14 protein-coding genes are annotated in these 15,125 nt (G+C 70.3%); 6 read left to right on the top strand and 8 right to left on the bottom strand.

Annotated elements, in window-relative coordinates; translation table 11 throughout:
- Positions 1-35: 35 nt before the first annotated feature.
- Positions 36-1,079 (bottom strand): SGNH/GDSL hydrolase family protein, encoded by a 1,044-nt coding sequence (locus ACZ6Z4_RS16575; RefSeq protein WP_465564077.1) that lies wholly within the window; start codon positions 1,077-1,079, stop codon positions 36-38.
- A gap of 131 nt (positions 1,080-1,210) precedes the next feature.
- Here ACZ6Z4_RS16575 and ACZ6Z4_RS16570 point away from each other — a divergent pair, with 131 nt between their 5' ends.
- The 4 genes from ACZ6Z4_RS16570 to ACZ6Z4_RS16555 all read left to right on the top strand — a co-directional run bounded on the left by ACZ6Z4_RS16570 (position 1,211) and on the right by ACZ6Z4_RS16555 (position 6,392).
- Positions 1,211-2,188: a bifunctional riboflavin kinase/FAD synthetase gene (locus tag ACZ6Z4_RS16570; RefSeq protein WP_465564074.1), complete on the top strand. Its 978-nt coding sequence runs from the start codon at positions 1,211-1,213 to the stop codon at positions 2,186-2,188.
- 121 nt (positions 2,189-2,309) lie between these two features.
- Positions 2,310-2,582, top strand: coding sequence for a 30S ribosomal protein S15 (gene rpsO, locus ACZ6Z4_RS16565; protein WP_012920573.1), 273 nt, complete (start codon positions 2,310-2,312; stop codon positions 2,580-2,582).
- Between the two features lie 265 nt (positions 2,583-2,847).
- The gene (locus ACZ6Z4_RS16560) at positions 2,848-5,082 is read left to right on the top strand and encodes a polyribonucleotide nucleotidyltransferase (RefSeq protein ID WP_465566741.1); all 2,235 of its coding nucleotides are present in this window, start codon (positions 2,848-2,850) and stop codon (positions 5,080-5,082) included.
- The gene (locus tag ACZ6Z4_RS16555; RefSeq protein ID WP_465564070.1) at positions 5,079-6,392 is read left to right on the top strand and encodes a M16 family metallopeptidase; all 1,314 of its coding nucleotides are present in this window, start codon (positions 5,079-5,081) and stop codon (positions 6,390-6,392) included. The genes ACZ6Z4_RS16560 and ACZ6Z4_RS16555 overlap by 4 nt, the downstream gene beginning before the upstream one ends.
- On the opposite strand, the gene ACZ6Z4_RS16550 is transcribed toward ACZ6Z4_RS16555, so the two are convergent.
- The 7 genes from ACZ6Z4_RS16550 to ACZ6Z4_RS16520 all read right to left on the bottom strand — a co-directional run bounded on the left by ACZ6Z4_RS16550 (position 6,393) and on the right by ACZ6Z4_RS16520 (position 12,132).
- Positions 6,393-7,424 (bottom strand): ABC transporter substrate-binding protein, encoded by a 1,032-nt coding sequence (locus ACZ6Z4_RS16550; RefSeq protein WP_465564067.1) that lies wholly within the window; start codon positions 7,422-7,424, stop codon positions 6,393-6,395.
- On the bottom strand, positions 7,417-8,253 hold the full coding sequence (locus ACZ6Z4_RS16545; protein ID WP_465564064.1) for an ABC transporter permease: 837 nt from the start codon (positions 8,251-8,253) through the stop codon (positions 7,417-7,419). The genes ACZ6Z4_RS16550 and ACZ6Z4_RS16545 overlap by 8 nt, the downstream gene beginning before the upstream one ends.
- Complete coding sequence (locus tag ACZ6Z4_RS16540; protein ID WP_465564061.1) at positions 8,250-9,014, bottom strand: ABC transporter ATP-binding protein; 765 nt, start codon at positions 9,012-9,014, stop codon at positions 8,250-8,252. The genes ACZ6Z4_RS16545 and ACZ6Z4_RS16540 overlap by 4 nt, the downstream gene beginning before the upstream one ends.
- Positions 9,011-9,646: an RraA family protein gene (locus ACZ6Z4_RS16535; protein ID WP_465564058.1), complete on the bottom strand. Its 636-nt coding sequence runs from the start codon at positions 9,644-9,646 to the stop codon at positions 9,011-9,013. Before ACZ6Z4_RS16535 ends, ACZ6Z4_RS16540 begins: the two co-directional genes overlap by 4 nt.
- Complete coding sequence (locus ACZ6Z4_RS16530) at positions 9,643-10,359, bottom strand: PIG-L deacetylase family protein (RefSeq protein WP_363670777.1); 717 nt, start codon at positions 10,357-10,359, stop codon at positions 9,643-9,645. Before ACZ6Z4_RS16530 ends, ACZ6Z4_RS16535 begins: the two co-directional genes overlap by 4 nt.
- Positions 10,356-11,351, bottom strand: coding sequence for a DUF6282 family protein (locus ACZ6Z4_RS16525; protein WP_465564055.1), 996 nt, complete (start codon positions 11,349-11,351; stop codon positions 10,356-10,358). Before ACZ6Z4_RS16525 ends, ACZ6Z4_RS16530 begins: the two co-directional genes overlap by 4 nt.
- 103 nt (positions 11,352-11,454) lie before the next feature.
- Complete coding sequence (locus tag ACZ6Z4_RS16520; RefSeq protein WP_465564052.1) at positions 11,455-12,132, bottom strand: GntR family transcriptional regulator; 678 nt, start codon at positions 12,130-12,132, stop codon at positions 11,455-11,457.
- An 88-nt stretch (positions 12,133-12,220) separates the two neighbouring features.
- Here ACZ6Z4_RS16520 and ACZ6Z4_RS16515 point away from each other — a divergent pair, with 88 nt between their 5' ends.
- Positions 12,221-13,000: an NAD(P)-dependent oxidoreductase gene (locus ACZ6Z4_RS16515; RefSeq protein WP_465564049.1), complete on the top strand. Its 780-nt coding sequence runs from the start codon at positions 12,221-12,223 to the stop codon at positions 12,998-13,000.
- Positions 13,001-13,178: 178 nt separating this feature from the next.
- Positions 13,179-14,927 (top strand): ATP-binding cassette domain-containing protein, encoded by a 1,749-nt coding sequence (locus tag ACZ6Z4_RS16510; RefSeq protein ID WP_465564046.1) that lies wholly within the window; start codon positions 13,179-13,181, stop codon positions 14,925-14,927.
- Positions 14,928-15,125: the final 198 nt, after the last annotated feature.

Raw genomic sequence — 15,125 nt, 5'->3', positions numbered from 1 at the left:
GCCGGCCCGGCGTCCGCCGTACGGATTGGAAAGGGTCAGCGTTGCGCGCCGGTCCGTAGGCGGTTCAGGTGGGCCTGGTAGCCCTCCGGCAGGCTGGTCTTCGCGGCCTTGCTGCTCAGCTCGCGCGCCTGCCGCGCGAACCCGGCCTGTTCGTCCGCGCTCACCGTCTCCGGTGCGCCGGACAGCTTCTTGTAGGTCAGCGACGCGACGCCGGCCTGACCCTCGAACCGCGGGTGGTAGTTGAAGGCGCGGAGCAGGTTCACGTCCTTGCCCTGGATCCAGGCCTGGCCGTCGGGAGCGCAGGCGTCGTGCCCGGTGGACGGCCCGAAGGTGTCCAGGTACTGCGCGCCGGCCGCCTTGGCCGCGTTCGCGACCGCCTTGTTCAGCTCCTGCTCGATCGCGTACAGGTAGCCGTAGTCGCCGTCGGCGAACGGCAGGATGTCGGGGCAGGTGCCCTTCTCCGGCGCGATCTTCGGGTACCCGATCAGTACCACGGTGGCCTTCGGTGACTTCACCTTGATCGCCTTGGCGACCTCGGTGATCCGGCCCTGGGTCTTGGCGATGTCGGCCTTCAGGGTGTCGACGCCGTCGACGGTGAAGTGGGCCTTGCAGGGCGCGCCCTTGCTGTCGCTGTCGCGCAACTTCGGGCAGGTGTCGATGATCCGGCCGAAGACGCCGAAGTCGTTGCCGCCGATCCCGAGCGTGACCAGGTCGGTGTCCTTGGTCAGCGCGTTGAACTGCGGGGCCGCGACGCCGAGCGGGGTGCTCTGCGACTGGGTCATGTTGGTGGTGTCGGCGCCGCCGCAGCTGACGTCGGTGACGTTCCAGATGTGCAGCATCCCGGCGAGCAGCTTCGGGTAGTTGCTGGTCGAGCGCAGGCAGCCCAGCGAGAGCAGCTCCGGCAGCGGGACCAGGGGAGCGGAGGTGTAGGAGTCACCGAGCGCGACGTACTTGGTGTACGCCGCCTTCGGCGGGGCCGGCGGCCGGTCCGGTGCGGCGGCCTCGGCGGGTCCGGTGACGGACAGCGCGCCGAGGGTGGCCAGCGCGGTGAACGCGGCGACTGCACGGAAATGCTTCACATGACCTCCGGGACTCTGCTTCCGGGGAAGGGGCAGTGCGGCCCACAGTAAGTTGAGTGACGGGGCGATTACAAGGGGTGACCGGGGACCTGGTGCAACGGCCCGCGGGGATTCGTGGAATCCTTGCGCCTATGCGTGTCTGGCACGGTTTGGACGAGGTGGGCCCTGACTACGGTCCGTCGGTCGTCACCATCGGCAACTTCGACGGCGTGCACCGCGGCCACCAGGAGGTGCTGGCGCACGCGCGAGCGCGGGCCGAGCGGCTCGGTGGGCTGCCGGTGGTCGCCCTGACCTTCAACCCGCACCCGATGGCGGTGCTGCGGCCCGACAAGGCGCCCGCGACGATCAGCGACCCCGAGGAGCGGGCCAAGCTGCTCGGCGCCGCGGGTGCCGACGCGGTGCTGATCCTGCCGTTCGACAAGGAGACGTCGAACTGGTCGCCGCAGGAATTCATCGACCGGGTCCTGGTCGGGACGCTGCACGTGAAGGCGGTGGTGGTCGGCGAGAACTTCCGCTTCGGCCACAAGGCCGCCGGGCACGTCGACACCCTGGTCGAGGCCGGCGCGACCGCCGGGTTCGAGGTCGAGGGGCTGCAGCTGCGCGGCGACGAGCAGCCGTGGTCGTCGACGTACATCCGCGGGCTGATCGCGGCCGGTGACGTCGAGCAGGCCGCGGTCGCGCTCGGCCGCCCGCTGCGCGTCACCGGCACCGTGGTCGAGGGCGACAAGCGCGGCCGCGAGCTCGGCTACCCGACGGCGAACATCCCGGCCGAGGCCGGCTACGCGATCCCGCTCGACGGCGTGTACGCCGGGTGGCTGCGGGTGCTCGAGCCGGCGCCCGGCGCCCCGGCGTACGAGCAGCCCTTTCCGGCCGCGATCAGCGTCGGCAGCAACCCGACCTTCGACGGGATCGACCGGCGGGTGGAGTCCTACGTGCTCGACCGCGACGACCTGGAGCTGTACGGGTCCCGGATCGCGGTCGACTTCGTGGCCCGGCTGCGCGGCTCGCAGATCCGCTTCGACACCATCGAGGCGCTGCTGGTCCAGATGAAGACCGACGTCGACCAGGCCCGGCAGCTGCTCAGCGGTGACACCCCGGAGCAGGGCTGATTCGCACCCGTTGTCCACAGGCTGATACTCTGGGCGCTGCCGTCTGAACGGCCGCGGATCGAGAGTGCCCGGGTGACAAAAGCCCCGGTGCGCCGCGCAACGGACATCGAGAGGATCAATAGTGTCGTCTGCCAATCCTGAGGCGAAGAAGAAGATCATCGGCGAGTACGCCCTGACCGAGGGCGACACCGGTTCCCCCGAGGTCCAGGTCGCGCTGCTCACGCACCGCATCGCCGACCTGACCGAGCACCTGAAGGAGCACAAGCACGACCACCACAGCCGTCGTGGTCTGCTCCTCCTGGTCGGTCAGCGCCGCCGGCTGCTGAACTACCTGGCGAAGAAGGACATCAACCGTTACCGCTCCCTGATCGAGCGGCTCGGTCTGCGCCGATGACGTCGTGAGAAGCGGCCACCGCACTCCGGTGGCCGCTTCTCGCGTATCCGTGCCCGGGACCCGGGCCCGGCACAACTGAACAGCTAAACGACAACGAGACGACGCGACCCGCGTACCGGGACGACGACCGGTCCTCGGTAGTGGCCTTCGGGAGCGAAAACCCCCGCGGGCCTCGATCGAAGACCGGCACACCCCCGGAGCCCGCGCCTCACGTCGTCTCAGAGTGAGAGAGGGGTATCCCGTGACGGGATCCACCACCGCGCCCATGGAGGGCGCTCAGTACGCCGAAGCCGTGATCGACAACGGCAGCTTCGGCACCCGCACCATCCGCTTCGAGACGGGCCGCCTGGCCCAGCAGGCCGCCGGCTCGGCCGCCGCCTACCTCGACGGCGACACGATGGTGCTCTCGGCCACCACGGCCAGCAAGAAGCCCAAGGACCAGTTCGACTTCTTCCCGCTGACGGTGGACGTCGAGGAGCGGATGTACGCCGCCGGCCGCATCCCGGGCTCGTTCTTCCGTCGTGAGGGTCGCCCCTCCGAGGAAGCCATCCTGACCTGCCGGCTGATCGACCGCCCGCTGCGGCCGTCGTTCGTCTCCGGCCTGCGCAACGAGATCCAGGTCGTCATCACCGTCCTGGCGCTGAACCCGGACAAGCTGTACGACGTGCTGGCGATCAACGCCGCGTCGATGTCCACCCAGATCGCCGGCCTGCCGTTCTCGGGCCCGATCGGCGCCACCCGCGTCGCGCTGATCGACAAGCAGTGGGTGGCCTTCCCGACCCACACCGAGCTCGAGGACGCCGTCTTCGACATGGTGGTGGCCGGCCGGGTGACCGACTCCGGTGACGTCGCGATCATGATGGTCGAGGCCGAGTCCACCCCGGGCACCTTCGACGCCGTTGCCGCCGGCAAGCAGGCGCCGACCGAGGAGATCGTGGCCGAGGGCCTCGAGGCCTCGAAGGGCTTCATCAAGACCCTGGTCGAGGCGCAGGCCGCGCTGGCCGCCGCCGCGTCCAAGCCGACCGGTGAGTTCCCGGTCTTCCCGGACTACCAGGACGACGCCTTCGCCGCCGTCGAGGCCGCCGCCACCGACGAGCTGTCGCAGGCGCTGACCATCGCCGGCAAGCACGACCGCGAGGAGGCCACCGACGCCGTCAAGGCCGCCGTGGTCGACAAGCTGGCCGCCGACTTCGAGGGCCGCGAGAAGGAGCTGTCCGCGGCCTTCCGCTCGCTGACCAAGAAGCTGGTCCGGCAGCGCGTGCTCAAGGACAAGATCCGGATCGACGGCCGCGGGCTGGCCGACATCCGGCCGCTCAAGGCGCAGGTCAAGGTGCTCCCGCGGGTGCACGGCTCGGCGCTGTTCGAGCGCGGCGAGACCCAGATCATGGGGGTCACCACGCTGAACATGCTCCGGATGGAGCAGCAGCTGGACACGCTCTCCCCGGAGACGCGCAAGCGCTACATGCACAACTACAACTTCCCGCCGTACTCGACCGGTGAGACCGGCCGGGTCGGTTCGCCGAAGCGTCGCGAGATCGGCCACGGTGCGCTCGCCGAGCGCGCGCTGGTTCCGGTGCTGCCGTCGCGCGAGGACTTCCCGTACGCGCTGCGTCAGGTCTCCGAGGCGCTGGGCTCGAACGGCTCCACCTCGATGGGTTCGGTCTGCGCCTCGACGCTGTCGCTGCTGTCGGCCGGTGTGCCGCTGAAGGCGCCGGTCGCGGGCATCGCGATGGGCCTCATCTCCGGTGAGGTCAACGGCGAGACCGAGTACGTCGCGCTGACCGACATCCTGGGCGCGGAGGACGCGTTCGGCGACATGGACTTCAAGGTCGCCGGCACCAAGGACTTCGTCACCGCCCTGCAGCTGGACACCAAGCTGGACGGCATCCCGGCCAGCGTCCTGGCCGGTGCGCTGACCCAGGCCAAGGAAGCCCGCCTGACCATCCTGGACGTGATGTCGAAGGCCATCGACGCTCCGGGTGAGATGAGCGAGTTCGCGCCGCGGGTCATCTCGGTGAAGGTCCCGGTGGACAAGATCGGAGAGGTCATCGGCCCGAAGGGCAAGATGATCAACCAGATCACCGACGAGACCGGTGCCGACATCTCCATCGAGGACGACGGCACGGTGTACATCGGTGCGACGGACGGCCCCTCGGCCGACGCGGCGCGCGCGATGATCAACGCGATCGCCAACCCGACCATGCCGGAGAAGGGCGAGCGCTACCTGGGCACGGTCGTGAAGACGACCAACTTCGGGGCGTTCATCAGCCTGCTGCCGGGCAAGGACGGTCTGCTGCACATCTCGAAGCTGCGGCCGCTGGCCGGTGGCAAGCGGGTCGAGGCCGTCGAGGACATCCTCTCGGTCGGCCAGAAGCTGCAGGTCGAGATCGCCGAGATCGACGACCGGGGCAAGCTGTCGCTGATCCCGGTGATCGAGGGCGAGGACGGCGACAAGGCCGACGAGAAGGCCGATGACGCAGAGGTCGCTCCCGCCGAGTGACACGTGCCATCACCAGCACGCTGCTGAGCCCGGAGGAGGGCGGTCCGGTCAAACGGACCGTCCTGCCCTCCGGGCTCCGCGTGCTCTCCCAGTCCGTACCGGGCTTCCGCTCGGTCACCTTCGGCGTCTGGGTCGGGGTCGGTTCGCGCGACGAACCGGTGCAGCTGTCCGGCGCCACGCACTTCCTCGAGCACCTGCTGTTCAAGGGCACCGAACGCCGCGACGCGCTGGAGATCTCCGCGTCGCTGGACGCCGTCGGCGGGGAGATGAACGCCTTCACCGGCAAGGAGTACACCTGCTACTACGCGCGGGTGCTGGACTCCGACCTCCCGCTGGCCGTCGACGTGATCTGCGACATGATCACCTCGGCGACGCTGACGCCGGAGGACGTGGAGTCCGAGCGTGACGTGATCGACGAGGAGATCGCGATGCACGCCGACGAGACCTCCGACCACATCCACGACCTGTTCGCCGAGCAGCTGTGGGGCCCGACCCCGCTCGGCCGCTCCATCACCGGTACGCCGGAGTCGGTGGCCGGGCTGACCCGCCGTCAGGTGATCGGCTGGTACCGGCGCCGCTACCGCCCGGAGAACATCGTCGTCTCGGTGGCCGGCAACGTGGAGCACGCGGACGTGGTTCGCCTGGTCCGCAAGGCGTTCGAGCGGCACTGGGTCACCGGCGAGGCCGAGCCCGCGCCGGTGCGCAAGGGGTCGGGGCGCCGGCTTCCGACGTACGGGGGAGTGCAGGTGCACCACCGGGACGTCGAGCAGGCGCACCTGGTGCTCGGCATGCCCGGCCTGGTCCGCAACGACGACCGGCGCTACGTCGCCGGTGTCCTGCACGGGATCGTCGGCGGCGGCATGTCGTCGCGGCTGTTCCAGGAGGTCCGCGAGAAGCGCGGCCTGGCGTACTCGGTGTTCACCTTCGGTTCGGCGTACGCCGACTCCGGCATGGTCGGCGTGTACGCCGGCTGCCTGCCGAAGAAGGCGCCCGAGGTCCTGGACGTGATCCGGGGCGAGCTGGAGACGATCGCCGCCGGCGGCATCACGCCCGACGAGCTGCTCCGCGGCAAGGGCCAGATGCGCGGCTCGGTGGTGATGGGCATGGAGGACACCGGCGCCAAGATGACCCGGATCGCGAAGGCCGAGCTCGTCTACGGCGAGCTCCCGACCGTCGACGAGATCCTGGACCGGATCGACGCCGTCACCCTCGACGACGTGCACCAGCTGGCCACCGAGCTGTACGCCGGGACGCCGGCCCTGACCGTGATGGGCCCGTTCGACGAGTCCACCACGGCGTTCGACCTCTGATCAGGTGATCGGCGGCAGGTCTCGCACGACTGCCGCGTACTCCGGGCCCTTCTTGATCAGGCCGCTGTCCAGGTGGAACTTCAGCGCGATGTCGTACGGCCCCCGCTCGACCGCGGGGGACGCCGGCACCTCCTTGGCCAGGATCGGCACCAGTGCGTCGAGCGCGGCCGGGTTGCTGTCCTTGAGGTAGGCGCCGAGCAGCGCCCGGGCTTTCTTCGGGTCGCCGTGGATGTCGTCGAGCGCCCGCTGCATCGCGCGCTGGAACCCGGCCAGCTCGTCGTGCTTGCGGTCGAGCAGCTTCTTGGTGCTGAAGACGACACCGTGCAGCGCGCCGCGCAGACTCGGGACGTCGCCGCGGGCCGGCGAGATGTACACGCTGCCGACCTTGGCCGCGGCCGCCTGCTGCGCGATCGGCTGGAAGAACGCGAGCGCGTCCACCCGGCGCGACTTCAGCGCACCGATCGCCGACGTGGTCGCGCTGCCCAGGTTCACCAGCGTCGAGTCGGTGCTCGCGTTCCGCCCGATGCTGCGGAACAGGTAGGTGACCAGCGCCTCGGTCCCACTCGCCGGTCCGGTGATCCCGATCGACTTGCCGACCAGCGCGGCGATCTTCTGCTCGATCGGCGCGGAGTCGGCCGGGCCGCGGAACCACGGCGGCACCACGATGTCGACGTAGTACTCGGTGACCAGGCTGGAGACGATCCGCATCCCCTCGTCGATCTTGCCCAGGTTGAAGGCGTCGGTGATGACCCCCGCGCCGAGGTCGACGCTGCCGGACTTGAGCGCTGCCGCGACCTTCGCGCCGGTGCCCAGCCGCGGCCGGTCGCCGAGGGTGATGCCCTCCTGGGTGAAGTAGCCGTTCTTCTCGGCGACGAACAGCGGCAGGAACGCGACCGAGTTGCTGATCTGGCCGATGTTCAGCACGCCGGGCGGTGTGGTCGAGTGGCGTTGGGCGCAGCCGCCCGCAGCCAGCACGACCGGTACGGCGGCCAGCCCCTTGAGGACGCTCCGGCGTCCGAGCCGCTCAGTCATCGATCGGCTTCCAGCGGTTGACGCGCTTGCCGACCAGCCCGACCAGGACGTTCAGCACGCCGGCGATGACGCTCAGCACCACCAGCGTCGCGAACACGCCCGCGGTGTCGAACTGCGACGCGGCGTCGTTGATCAGGTAGCCCAGGCCGCGGTTCGACGCGACCAGCTCACCGATCACCGCGCCGATCAGCGCGTACGGGATGGCGACCTTGAGCCCGGTCAGGACCCCGGTCATCGACGACGGCAGGACCACCCGGCGGGCGACGTCCCAGCGGGTGCCGCCCATCAGCCGGACCGCGTCGATCAGGCCGCGGTCGACGTCGCGGACACCGGCCGCGGTGTTCAGGAAGACCAGGAAGAACACGGTCGCCGCGGCCAGCAGCACCTTCATGTGCATCCCGATGCCGAACCAGACGATGAACAGCGGCGCCAGCGCGACCTTCGGGATCGAGTACAGCGCCATCACGAACGGGTCGAGCACCCGGTACACGAAGCTCAGCGGGGCGAGCACGAACCCGGCCAGCGCACCGGCCGCAGCGCCGAGCAGGAAGCCGTAGACGATCTCCTGGATCGTGATCCACGAGTTCGACCAGAGCGTGCCGTCACCGCTCCACTCGCCGAGGCGCTGCACGATGTCGCTCGGCCGGCTGATGAAGGTGATGTCGATCCACCGGTCGGCCGCGAGCTCCCACAGCACGAGCACGGCGACGACGATGGCCACCCGGACGAGCCAGACGGTCGTGGTGATGCCGTGCCGCTGCCACCAGGTCCGCGGGACGGCGATCCGGACCGGGCCGTGGCCCACGTCCTCAACTGGTACGACGCTCATCGCGTCCCCTCCTTCAGCGCCGCGGCCAGCTCGGCGTGCAGCGCGACGAACCGCGGATCGACGCGCACCTCGACGACCGGCCGCGGTCGGTCCAGGTCGACGGGCCGGTCGAGCAGGATGCGGCCGAGGCGACCGAGCACGATCACCCGGTCGCCGAGCAGCAGCGCCTCCTCGATGTCGTGCGTCACGAACACCACCGTCTGGCCGCTGCCCTGCCAGAGCGTGAGCAGCTCCTCCTGCAGCTCGGTCCGGAGCTGCGCGTCGAGCGCGCCGAAGGGCTCGTCGAGCAGCAGCGTCTCGGGTGAACCGGCGAGCATCCGGGCGAGGCTGGCTCGGCGCCGCATGCCGCCGGACAGCTCGCGTGGGTAGTGCTTCTCGAAGCCGGCCAGGCCGACCCGGCGTACGAGCTCGCTCGCGACCTGCTTGCGCTTCGCGGCCGGGACGCCCTGGATCTCCAGCGGCATCTCGACGTTGCGCAGCACGTCGCGCCACGGCATCAACGTGTCGGACTGCGTGAGGTAGCCGATCTCGACGTCCGGCCCGTCGAGCAGCTTGTCGCGGTACCGGACGCCGCCCTGGCTCGGCCGGGTCAGTCCGGCCAGCAGGTTGAGCATCGTCGACTTGCCGCAGCCGCTGCGACCGAGCACGGAGACGAAGCTGCCCGCCTCGATGCTCAGCGAGAAGTCCCGCAGCGCGACGACGGCCTCGTCGTCCTTCTGGAACTGCTTACCCAGCCCGTCTGCCTGCAGTACGGCGGTCATGCCCGCGCCTCGTCCTCGGCACGTAGTCCGTAGGCGTCGTAGCTCAGCTCACCGGCGGCCCAGCGCCGGCGCAGCCCGTCCTCCTTGGCCAGCCGCTCGCGGACCGCCACCAGCAGGCTGTCCACATCAGCTGCCGCGACCACGGTCGCGCCGTCGTCGTCCAGGACGACGATGTCGCCCGGGTTGATGACCGTGCCGCCGATCGGCACCGGTACGTCGATGCTGCCGCGCTCGTTCTTCGTCGCGCCCCGCGACCGCCGCCAGCGCGCCCACACCGGTACGTCGAACGTCGCCAGGTCGGCGCTGTCCCGCACCGACGCGTCAACCAGTACGCCGGCCGCCTGGCGGGCCACCGCCTGCGTCGCCAGCAGGTCGCCGACGAGCGCGACCGGCGCCGCCTCGGGCATCGTCGCGACCAGGATCTCCCCGGCCTGCAGGTGAGCCATCGCCTCGTGCACCGCGCGGTTGTCGTCCTGCCCGCACAGCGCGATCCGCGCCGGACCGGCCGCGCTGCGACCGGGTGCGATCGGGATCCAGTCGACGTCGAGCAACCCGCGCCGCCCGTACGCCTCGTACACGGTGGCCACTCCGGCCTCGGCCAGCTCCTGACAGACCTTGCCGTCGACGCTCACAGCGCCCCCACCACGTTCGGGACCAGGCGCTGGAACGCCTCGGCCTGGCGGATCGCGGAGTTGCCGGTCACCTTGCGGGCGTGGTTCCCGCGGTGCTCGGCGCGCTGCGCGTAGTACTCCTGCAGGTACTGCTGAGCGGCCATGTGCTGCATCGCCTCGACCTTCTGGCCGAAGACGGCCGTGATGTCCACGAAGACGCTGGGGACGAACCCGCACAGCTCCGGCTGGTGCGGCTCGAAGGCCAGGAACTCGGTCGGCGGCGCGGTCTTGAAACCGCTGGCGACGCCGGCGCCCGACGTGAGCAGGCGGGCTCGCGCGACGGCGGCGTGCGCGGCCGGGTGATCGGGGTTGAACGGGTCCTTGTCCGGGTGGGTCAGTACGACGTGCGGCGCGAAGTCGCGGAGCAGCTCGACCAGCCGGTCGTTCGCCTCCGGGCCGACCTCCAGCGGGTAGTCGCCGAGGTCGAGCGCGTGGAAGTCGGCGCCGACCGCGGCGGCGGCCTTGGTGGCCTCCTCGTGCCGGATCCGCTTCACGTTCGCCTCGGTCTGGCCCTCGGTCTTCCACAGCTCACCGGACTCGCCACGTTCGCCGTACGAGAGCGCGACGACCAGCGCCGAACCTCCGGCCGTGGTGTGCGCGGCGACCGCGCCCGCCGAGCGCCAGACGAAGTCCGCGCTGTGCGCGCCGACCACGAGCATCCTTCGTTCGTTCATCCTCGGGAACCTGCCGTCAGGTCGGAGGCCGCCGCACTGGCGGACCTGTGGTGGGAAGGGGCGTCCGGCAACGGTGGCGCGCCGACCAGCCAGCGGCTGTTGTGGACGGCCATCGTGCGGATCTCGTCGTCGCTGAAACCGGCGGCCAGCAGCTTGTCCGCGCAGAGCGCGAGACCGTGCTCGACCGGTGGGTTGAAGGGCTGGCCCAGGTCGCTGGACAGCACGGAGTTCTCCGGGCCGGCGTCGCGGATGTTGCCGAACCACAGGTCCCAGGCGACCTTGCCGGTGTACGGCGTGGTCAGGCAGCGCTCGAGCAGCGCGCCCTTCGCGGCCAGGTCCCGCTGGCGGTCCAGGCCGATTCGCTGCGAGGTGAACTCGGGATGCGTGATGACGATCCGCCGGACCCCCTCCTCGACGGCGGCGTCGACCACCCGGATCGACTCGTCCTGGTGCAGGTGCCCGGTGGCCAGCGCCATGTCGTGCTTCGCGATCAGCCGCAGCACCTGGCGCATCGGCCGGTTGACCGTGCCGTCGGGGTCGAGGACCTCGACGGGTTCGGCGGCCATCCCGGCCGCGCGCAGGTCGTCCTGCAGCTGCGCCCACATCGGGGGAGTGGCGCCCTCGGGCTCGGTCGCCTGGCAGTGCCGCTGGTTCGAGCTGTCCACGGTCGGCAGCCAGACCACCTTCGCGCCGCCGCGGCCGGCGATCTCGACGGCGATCGGGTTCAGACCGCCGACCGACGCGTTCAGCGTGATCGCGCCGACCGCGTCGATCCCGGGGTGCGCCCGGCGGACGACGGCCGCGCGCTCGGTGGTCGGCACGTAGTGGGACTTCAGCACGAACCCGGCCAGTCCCTCGGCGGCGAACCGGTCGGCCAGCGTGACGTCGTCGATCAGCCGGCGCATCACGTCCGGGGCCACGTGGATGTGCACGTCGTACGCGCCGCGGACCAGCAGCCGGGCATGGTCGGACGGACGCGGATGCTCGCTCATGTCGCTCCTTTGCAGCCAGGATCTTCGCCTAAATTGTTAACAATTTTGGCAACAAGCGTCAAGGACTACTTTGAGCTACCGCGATCTCTGAACAAATTGTTGCTTAGGGCAAGGAGTGCGGCCCGGTGCCGGCCTGGTCGACCTCACGCAGGGCGGCGATCACGCTGCGCAGGTGAGCGCGCGCGGCCTCCTCCGCAGCGACCGGGTCGTGCGTGCAGATCCCCTCGATGATCGCCAGGTGCTCCGGCAGCGACACGTTCGGCCTGCCCGGATGCATCGCGAGCTTGAACTGGTGCCGCACGCTCTGTGCCCGCAAGCGCTCGAGGACGTGGAGCGCGGTCTCCTGTCCGCTGAGCTCCCGCACCCGCCGGTGCAGGTTCTGGTTCAGCTGCGAGTACCCGAGCAGGTCCCCGCCGGCGACCGCCTTGCGCATCGCCTTGCCGATCGCCTTCAGTTCCTTGATCTCCTCCGCGGTGACCAGCTCAGCCGCCTTCGCCGCGCACAGCCCTTCGAGCGCCATCCGGACCTCAGAGATCTCGATCGCCTCGTCGAGCGACACCGCGCGAACCCGGGCGCCGCGGTTCTGCACCCGCTCGACCAGGCCCTCGTTGGTCAGCTCGAGAAGCGCCGAACGCACGGCGGCCCGGCTGATCGCGAACTGCTCGGACAAGTCGGCCTCGACCAGCCGCTGGTTCGGCACGAACTGCCCGCCCACGATCGCCGCCCGGATGGCGGCCACCGCCGGTGGTGCGTCACTCCGCTCGCCGCGGCCCACTGTCACGTCCGGCTCCTTCCATCTCACAAACCAAAATTGTCGCCAATATTGGCGGGGTTTTAGTGTAGCGTCCGATCGTCGAGAGGAGACCCGGATGGCGCAGCACGTTCCGGTGACCGTAGCGGTGCTGGGGTTCGGCGAGGCCGGCAGCGCGATCGCGCTCGATCTCGTGGCAGCCGGCGCCGTCGTCCGCGGCTACGACCCAGCCGTTTCCGCACCTCCTGGTGTCGTCGACACCAGCGACGAAGCAGCTGCCGCGACCGGCGCCGACTTGGTGCTCAGCGTGAACAGCTCGAAGGTCGCTCTCGACGCGCTGCGAGTCGGCCTGCCTGGCTGCACAGGGATCTGGGCCGACCTCAACACAGCCTCGCCCGCCCTGAAGCGCGAACTGGCCGCAGTCGCGGGAGAGGCCGGCGTACCGTTCGCCGACGTCTCCATCATGGCTCCCGTACCAGGCCGAGGACTGCGGACCCCCTTGCTGACCAGCGGCGTAGCCGCCGCCCAAGTCGCCGAACTCCTCCGACCCCTCGGCGCGTCCGTCGACGTACTCGAAGGAGAAGCCGGCCTCGCCGCCGAGCGCAAACTCCTCCGCAGCGTCTTCTTCAAAGGCTGGGCCGCCGCCGTCGTCGAGGCCCTCGAAGCCGCCCGCGCCGCCGGCCTGGAGGACTGGCTGCGCGCCAACATCACCGAGGAACTCACCCGCGCCGACGCCGCCACGGTCGACCGCCTGGTCGAAGGAACGCACCAGCACGCCGTACGCCGAGCCGACGAGATGGCCGCGGCCACAGAAATGCTCCGCGAGCTCGGCGTCACCCCCGCGGTGGCCGCAGCCAGCCGAGACCTGCTGACCCGGCTGGCGCAGCGCTCCTCCTAGACCCGGGGCATCGCCGGGGTGCACAAGTCGCTCAGGTGCGGAAGAATCAGCAGCGGCGACACCGCCGTACGTTATCTGCCTCTGGATTCGCTGATCAGAATCACATCGCACTTAGCGGCCCAACGTGTCCCGCCGGTCCACCGGCTGGGACTTCGGCCTGCGATGAAAGAGGACCTGTATGTCCAGCCTGTCGACCCGTGACGCCCTCCGGGACTCCGTTCGTACCGCCACCGAATCGCTGAGCGACGCCGCGCGCTGGGCACGCGGCTGGCTCGCCGTGTCGGCGGTTCTCCTCCTGGTGCAGGCCGCGTTGCCCGCGGCGCAGGTGGTGTTTCTGGAACGACTGGTCGACGGGCTATCGGCCGGTCAGCGCTCGTGGGGCTCGTTGCTCGGCCTGACGGGGGTCGTCGGCGCGATGTACCCGCTCGGGCAGATCGGGCTCGCGGCGACGCAGCGCCTGGGGCTACGGCTCCGGCTGCGGTACCGCGTGGACCTGGCCCACGCCGCCGCCCGGCTGGCGCCGAGCCGGTTGGCCCGGGCCGACGTGACGACCGATCTGGAAGCCGGCCAGGCGGCGACCGCGGTGATGGATGCCGTGGCGGGCAAGACGCTCCAGGTGCTCGGGGCCGGCGTGACCTCGGTGGTGCTGTGTGCCGTGGTGGGGGAGATCAACCCGGTGTCCGGCATCCTGATCCTCGCCGCGCTCGCACCGACGGTGCTCGCGTTCACGGGCATCTCACGGATGGAAGCGCGCGGCTGGCCGGCGGTCGCCGCGGCGGACCGGCGGGCGGCGTACGCGACCGAGCAGCTTGTCCAGCAACGCTCGGGGACCGAACTGGCGGTTCTGGGCACCGGCAGGAAGGTCGCGGAGTTGATCGCCGGTCGACGCGCCGAGGCGGCCAAGGTGCTGGACCGGATGATCGGCACGGCGATGCGGTGGGAGTTCGCGGCCGCACTGGCGACCGCCGCGCTCTTCGGTGGAGCCCTCGTCGCGCTGGTCCAGGGCGACGCCTCCGGGGCCGGTACGGCGGCCGCCGTCGCCGGAACGATCTCGGGGCTGAACGCGATTCGCCTGTGTGGATACGCGTTGGGCACGATCATCACCGCGTCACCGCAGGCGCGGACTTATCGCCGCTTCGTCGCCTCGGTCCCACCCGCCGATCCGCAGGTGGTCGTGCGTTCGGTGCGGTCGGTCGAGCTCGATGCCGTCTCCTACAGCTATCCCGGCGCGGACCGCGCCGCGCTGCACAACGTGTCCATCCGCGCCGAACGCGGCGAGATGATCGCCTTGGTCGGAGTCAACGGTGCCGGAAAGACAACGGCGGTCAACGCCCTCGTCGGCACCCTGACGCCGTCCAGCGGCCGCGTTCTGCTCGACGGCCGCGACGCAGCAGCCCTCACCGAGTCGGAGCGGCTCGGCCACTTCGGCCTGCTGGTCCAGGAGTTCGGCAAGTTCGAGTTCAGCCTGCGCGACGTGGTCGCGCTCGGAGCGCCGGCCCCGGTCACCGACGACGCCGTACGCCGTGCGCTGGTCTCGGCCGAGGCGCAGGCTTTCACCGGCCGGATGCCGTCCGGCCTCGACACCCAGCTCGGGCAGCAGTGGGCCGGAACCGGCGTCTCCGGCGGCCAGTGGCAACGCCTCGCCCTCGCCCGGATCTACCTGCGCGGAGCCGGGGTCTGGATCCTCGACGAGCCGACGTCGGCGATCGACGCCGAAGCGGAGCGGGAGATCTTCTCCGAGCTGCGCCGGACCCGGCACGAGCGGATCACCGTCGTGGTGTCGCACCGGGCCTGGACGCTGCGCGAGATGGACCGGATCTACGTGCTCGACGACGGCGTGGTGGTGCAGGTCGGGCGGTACGGCGAACTGCTCGATCGCCAGGGCGGGCGGTTCGCTCAGCTCTTCGCCGATCAGGCGAAGAGCTGAGCTTTGGTCTGATGACTTCGGCCTGCGGATGGGTTTATGGTCGAGGCGGACGCCTGTGGCTTCTCCAGGTGCTCTGAGGTCTAGGCCTGTTCTTCCTCCGCGTAACTTCCTTGTTACGGCAGGCTTTTTTGTCACTGACAACGTTGACATGCGCAGTAACGACCAGCCACGATGGCGACCACATTCCGCCCGCCCAAG

The organism is Kribbella sp. NPDC104740 (assembly GCF_055583505.1).
Note: the sequence above shows the minus strand (reverse complement) of the source record. Positions and strands in the feature narration are given on the sequence as shown.

Excerpts from the sequence above, each read along its gene's own strand:
- ACZ6Z4_RS16570 (WP_465564074.1), top strand. The coding sequence starts at position 1,211 with ATGCGTGTCTGGCACGGTTTGGACGAGGTGGGCCCTGACTACGGTCCG.
- ACZ6Z4_RS16560 (WP_465566741.1), top strand. The coding sequence starts at position 2,848 with ATGGAGGGCGCTCAGTACGCCGAAGCCGTGATCGACAACGGCAGCTTC.
- ACZ6Z4_RS16550 (WP_465564067.1), bottom strand. The coding sequence starts at position 7,424 with ATGACTGAGCGGCTCGGACGCCGGAGCGTCCTCAAGGGGCTGGCCGCC.
- ACZ6Z4_RS16545 (WP_465564064.1), bottom strand. The coding sequence starts at position 8,253 with ATGAGCGTCGTACCAGTTGAGGACGTGGGCCACGGCCCGGTCCGGATC.
- ACZ6Z4_RS16540 (WP_465564061.1), bottom strand. The coding sequence starts at position 9,014 with ATGACCGCCGTACTGCAGGCAGACGGGCTGGGTAAGCAGTTCCAGAAG.
- ACZ6Z4_RS16530 (WP_363670777.1), bottom strand. The coding sequence starts at position 10,359 with ATGAACGAACGAAGGATGCTCGTGGTCGGCGCGCACAGCGCGGACTTC.
- ACZ6Z4_RS16525 (WP_465564055.1), bottom strand. The coding sequence starts at position 11,351 with ATGAGCGAGCATCCGCGTCCGTCCGACCATGCCCGGCTGCTGGTCCGC.
- ACZ6Z4_RS16515 (WP_465564049.1), top strand. The coding sequence starts at position 12,221 with ATGGCGCAGCACGTTCCGGTGACCGTAGCGGTGCTGGGGTTCGGCGAG.
- ACZ6Z4_RS16510 (WP_465564046.1), top strand. The coding sequence starts at position 13,179 with ATGTCCAGCCTGTCGACCCGTGACGCCCTCCGGGACTCCGTTCGTACC.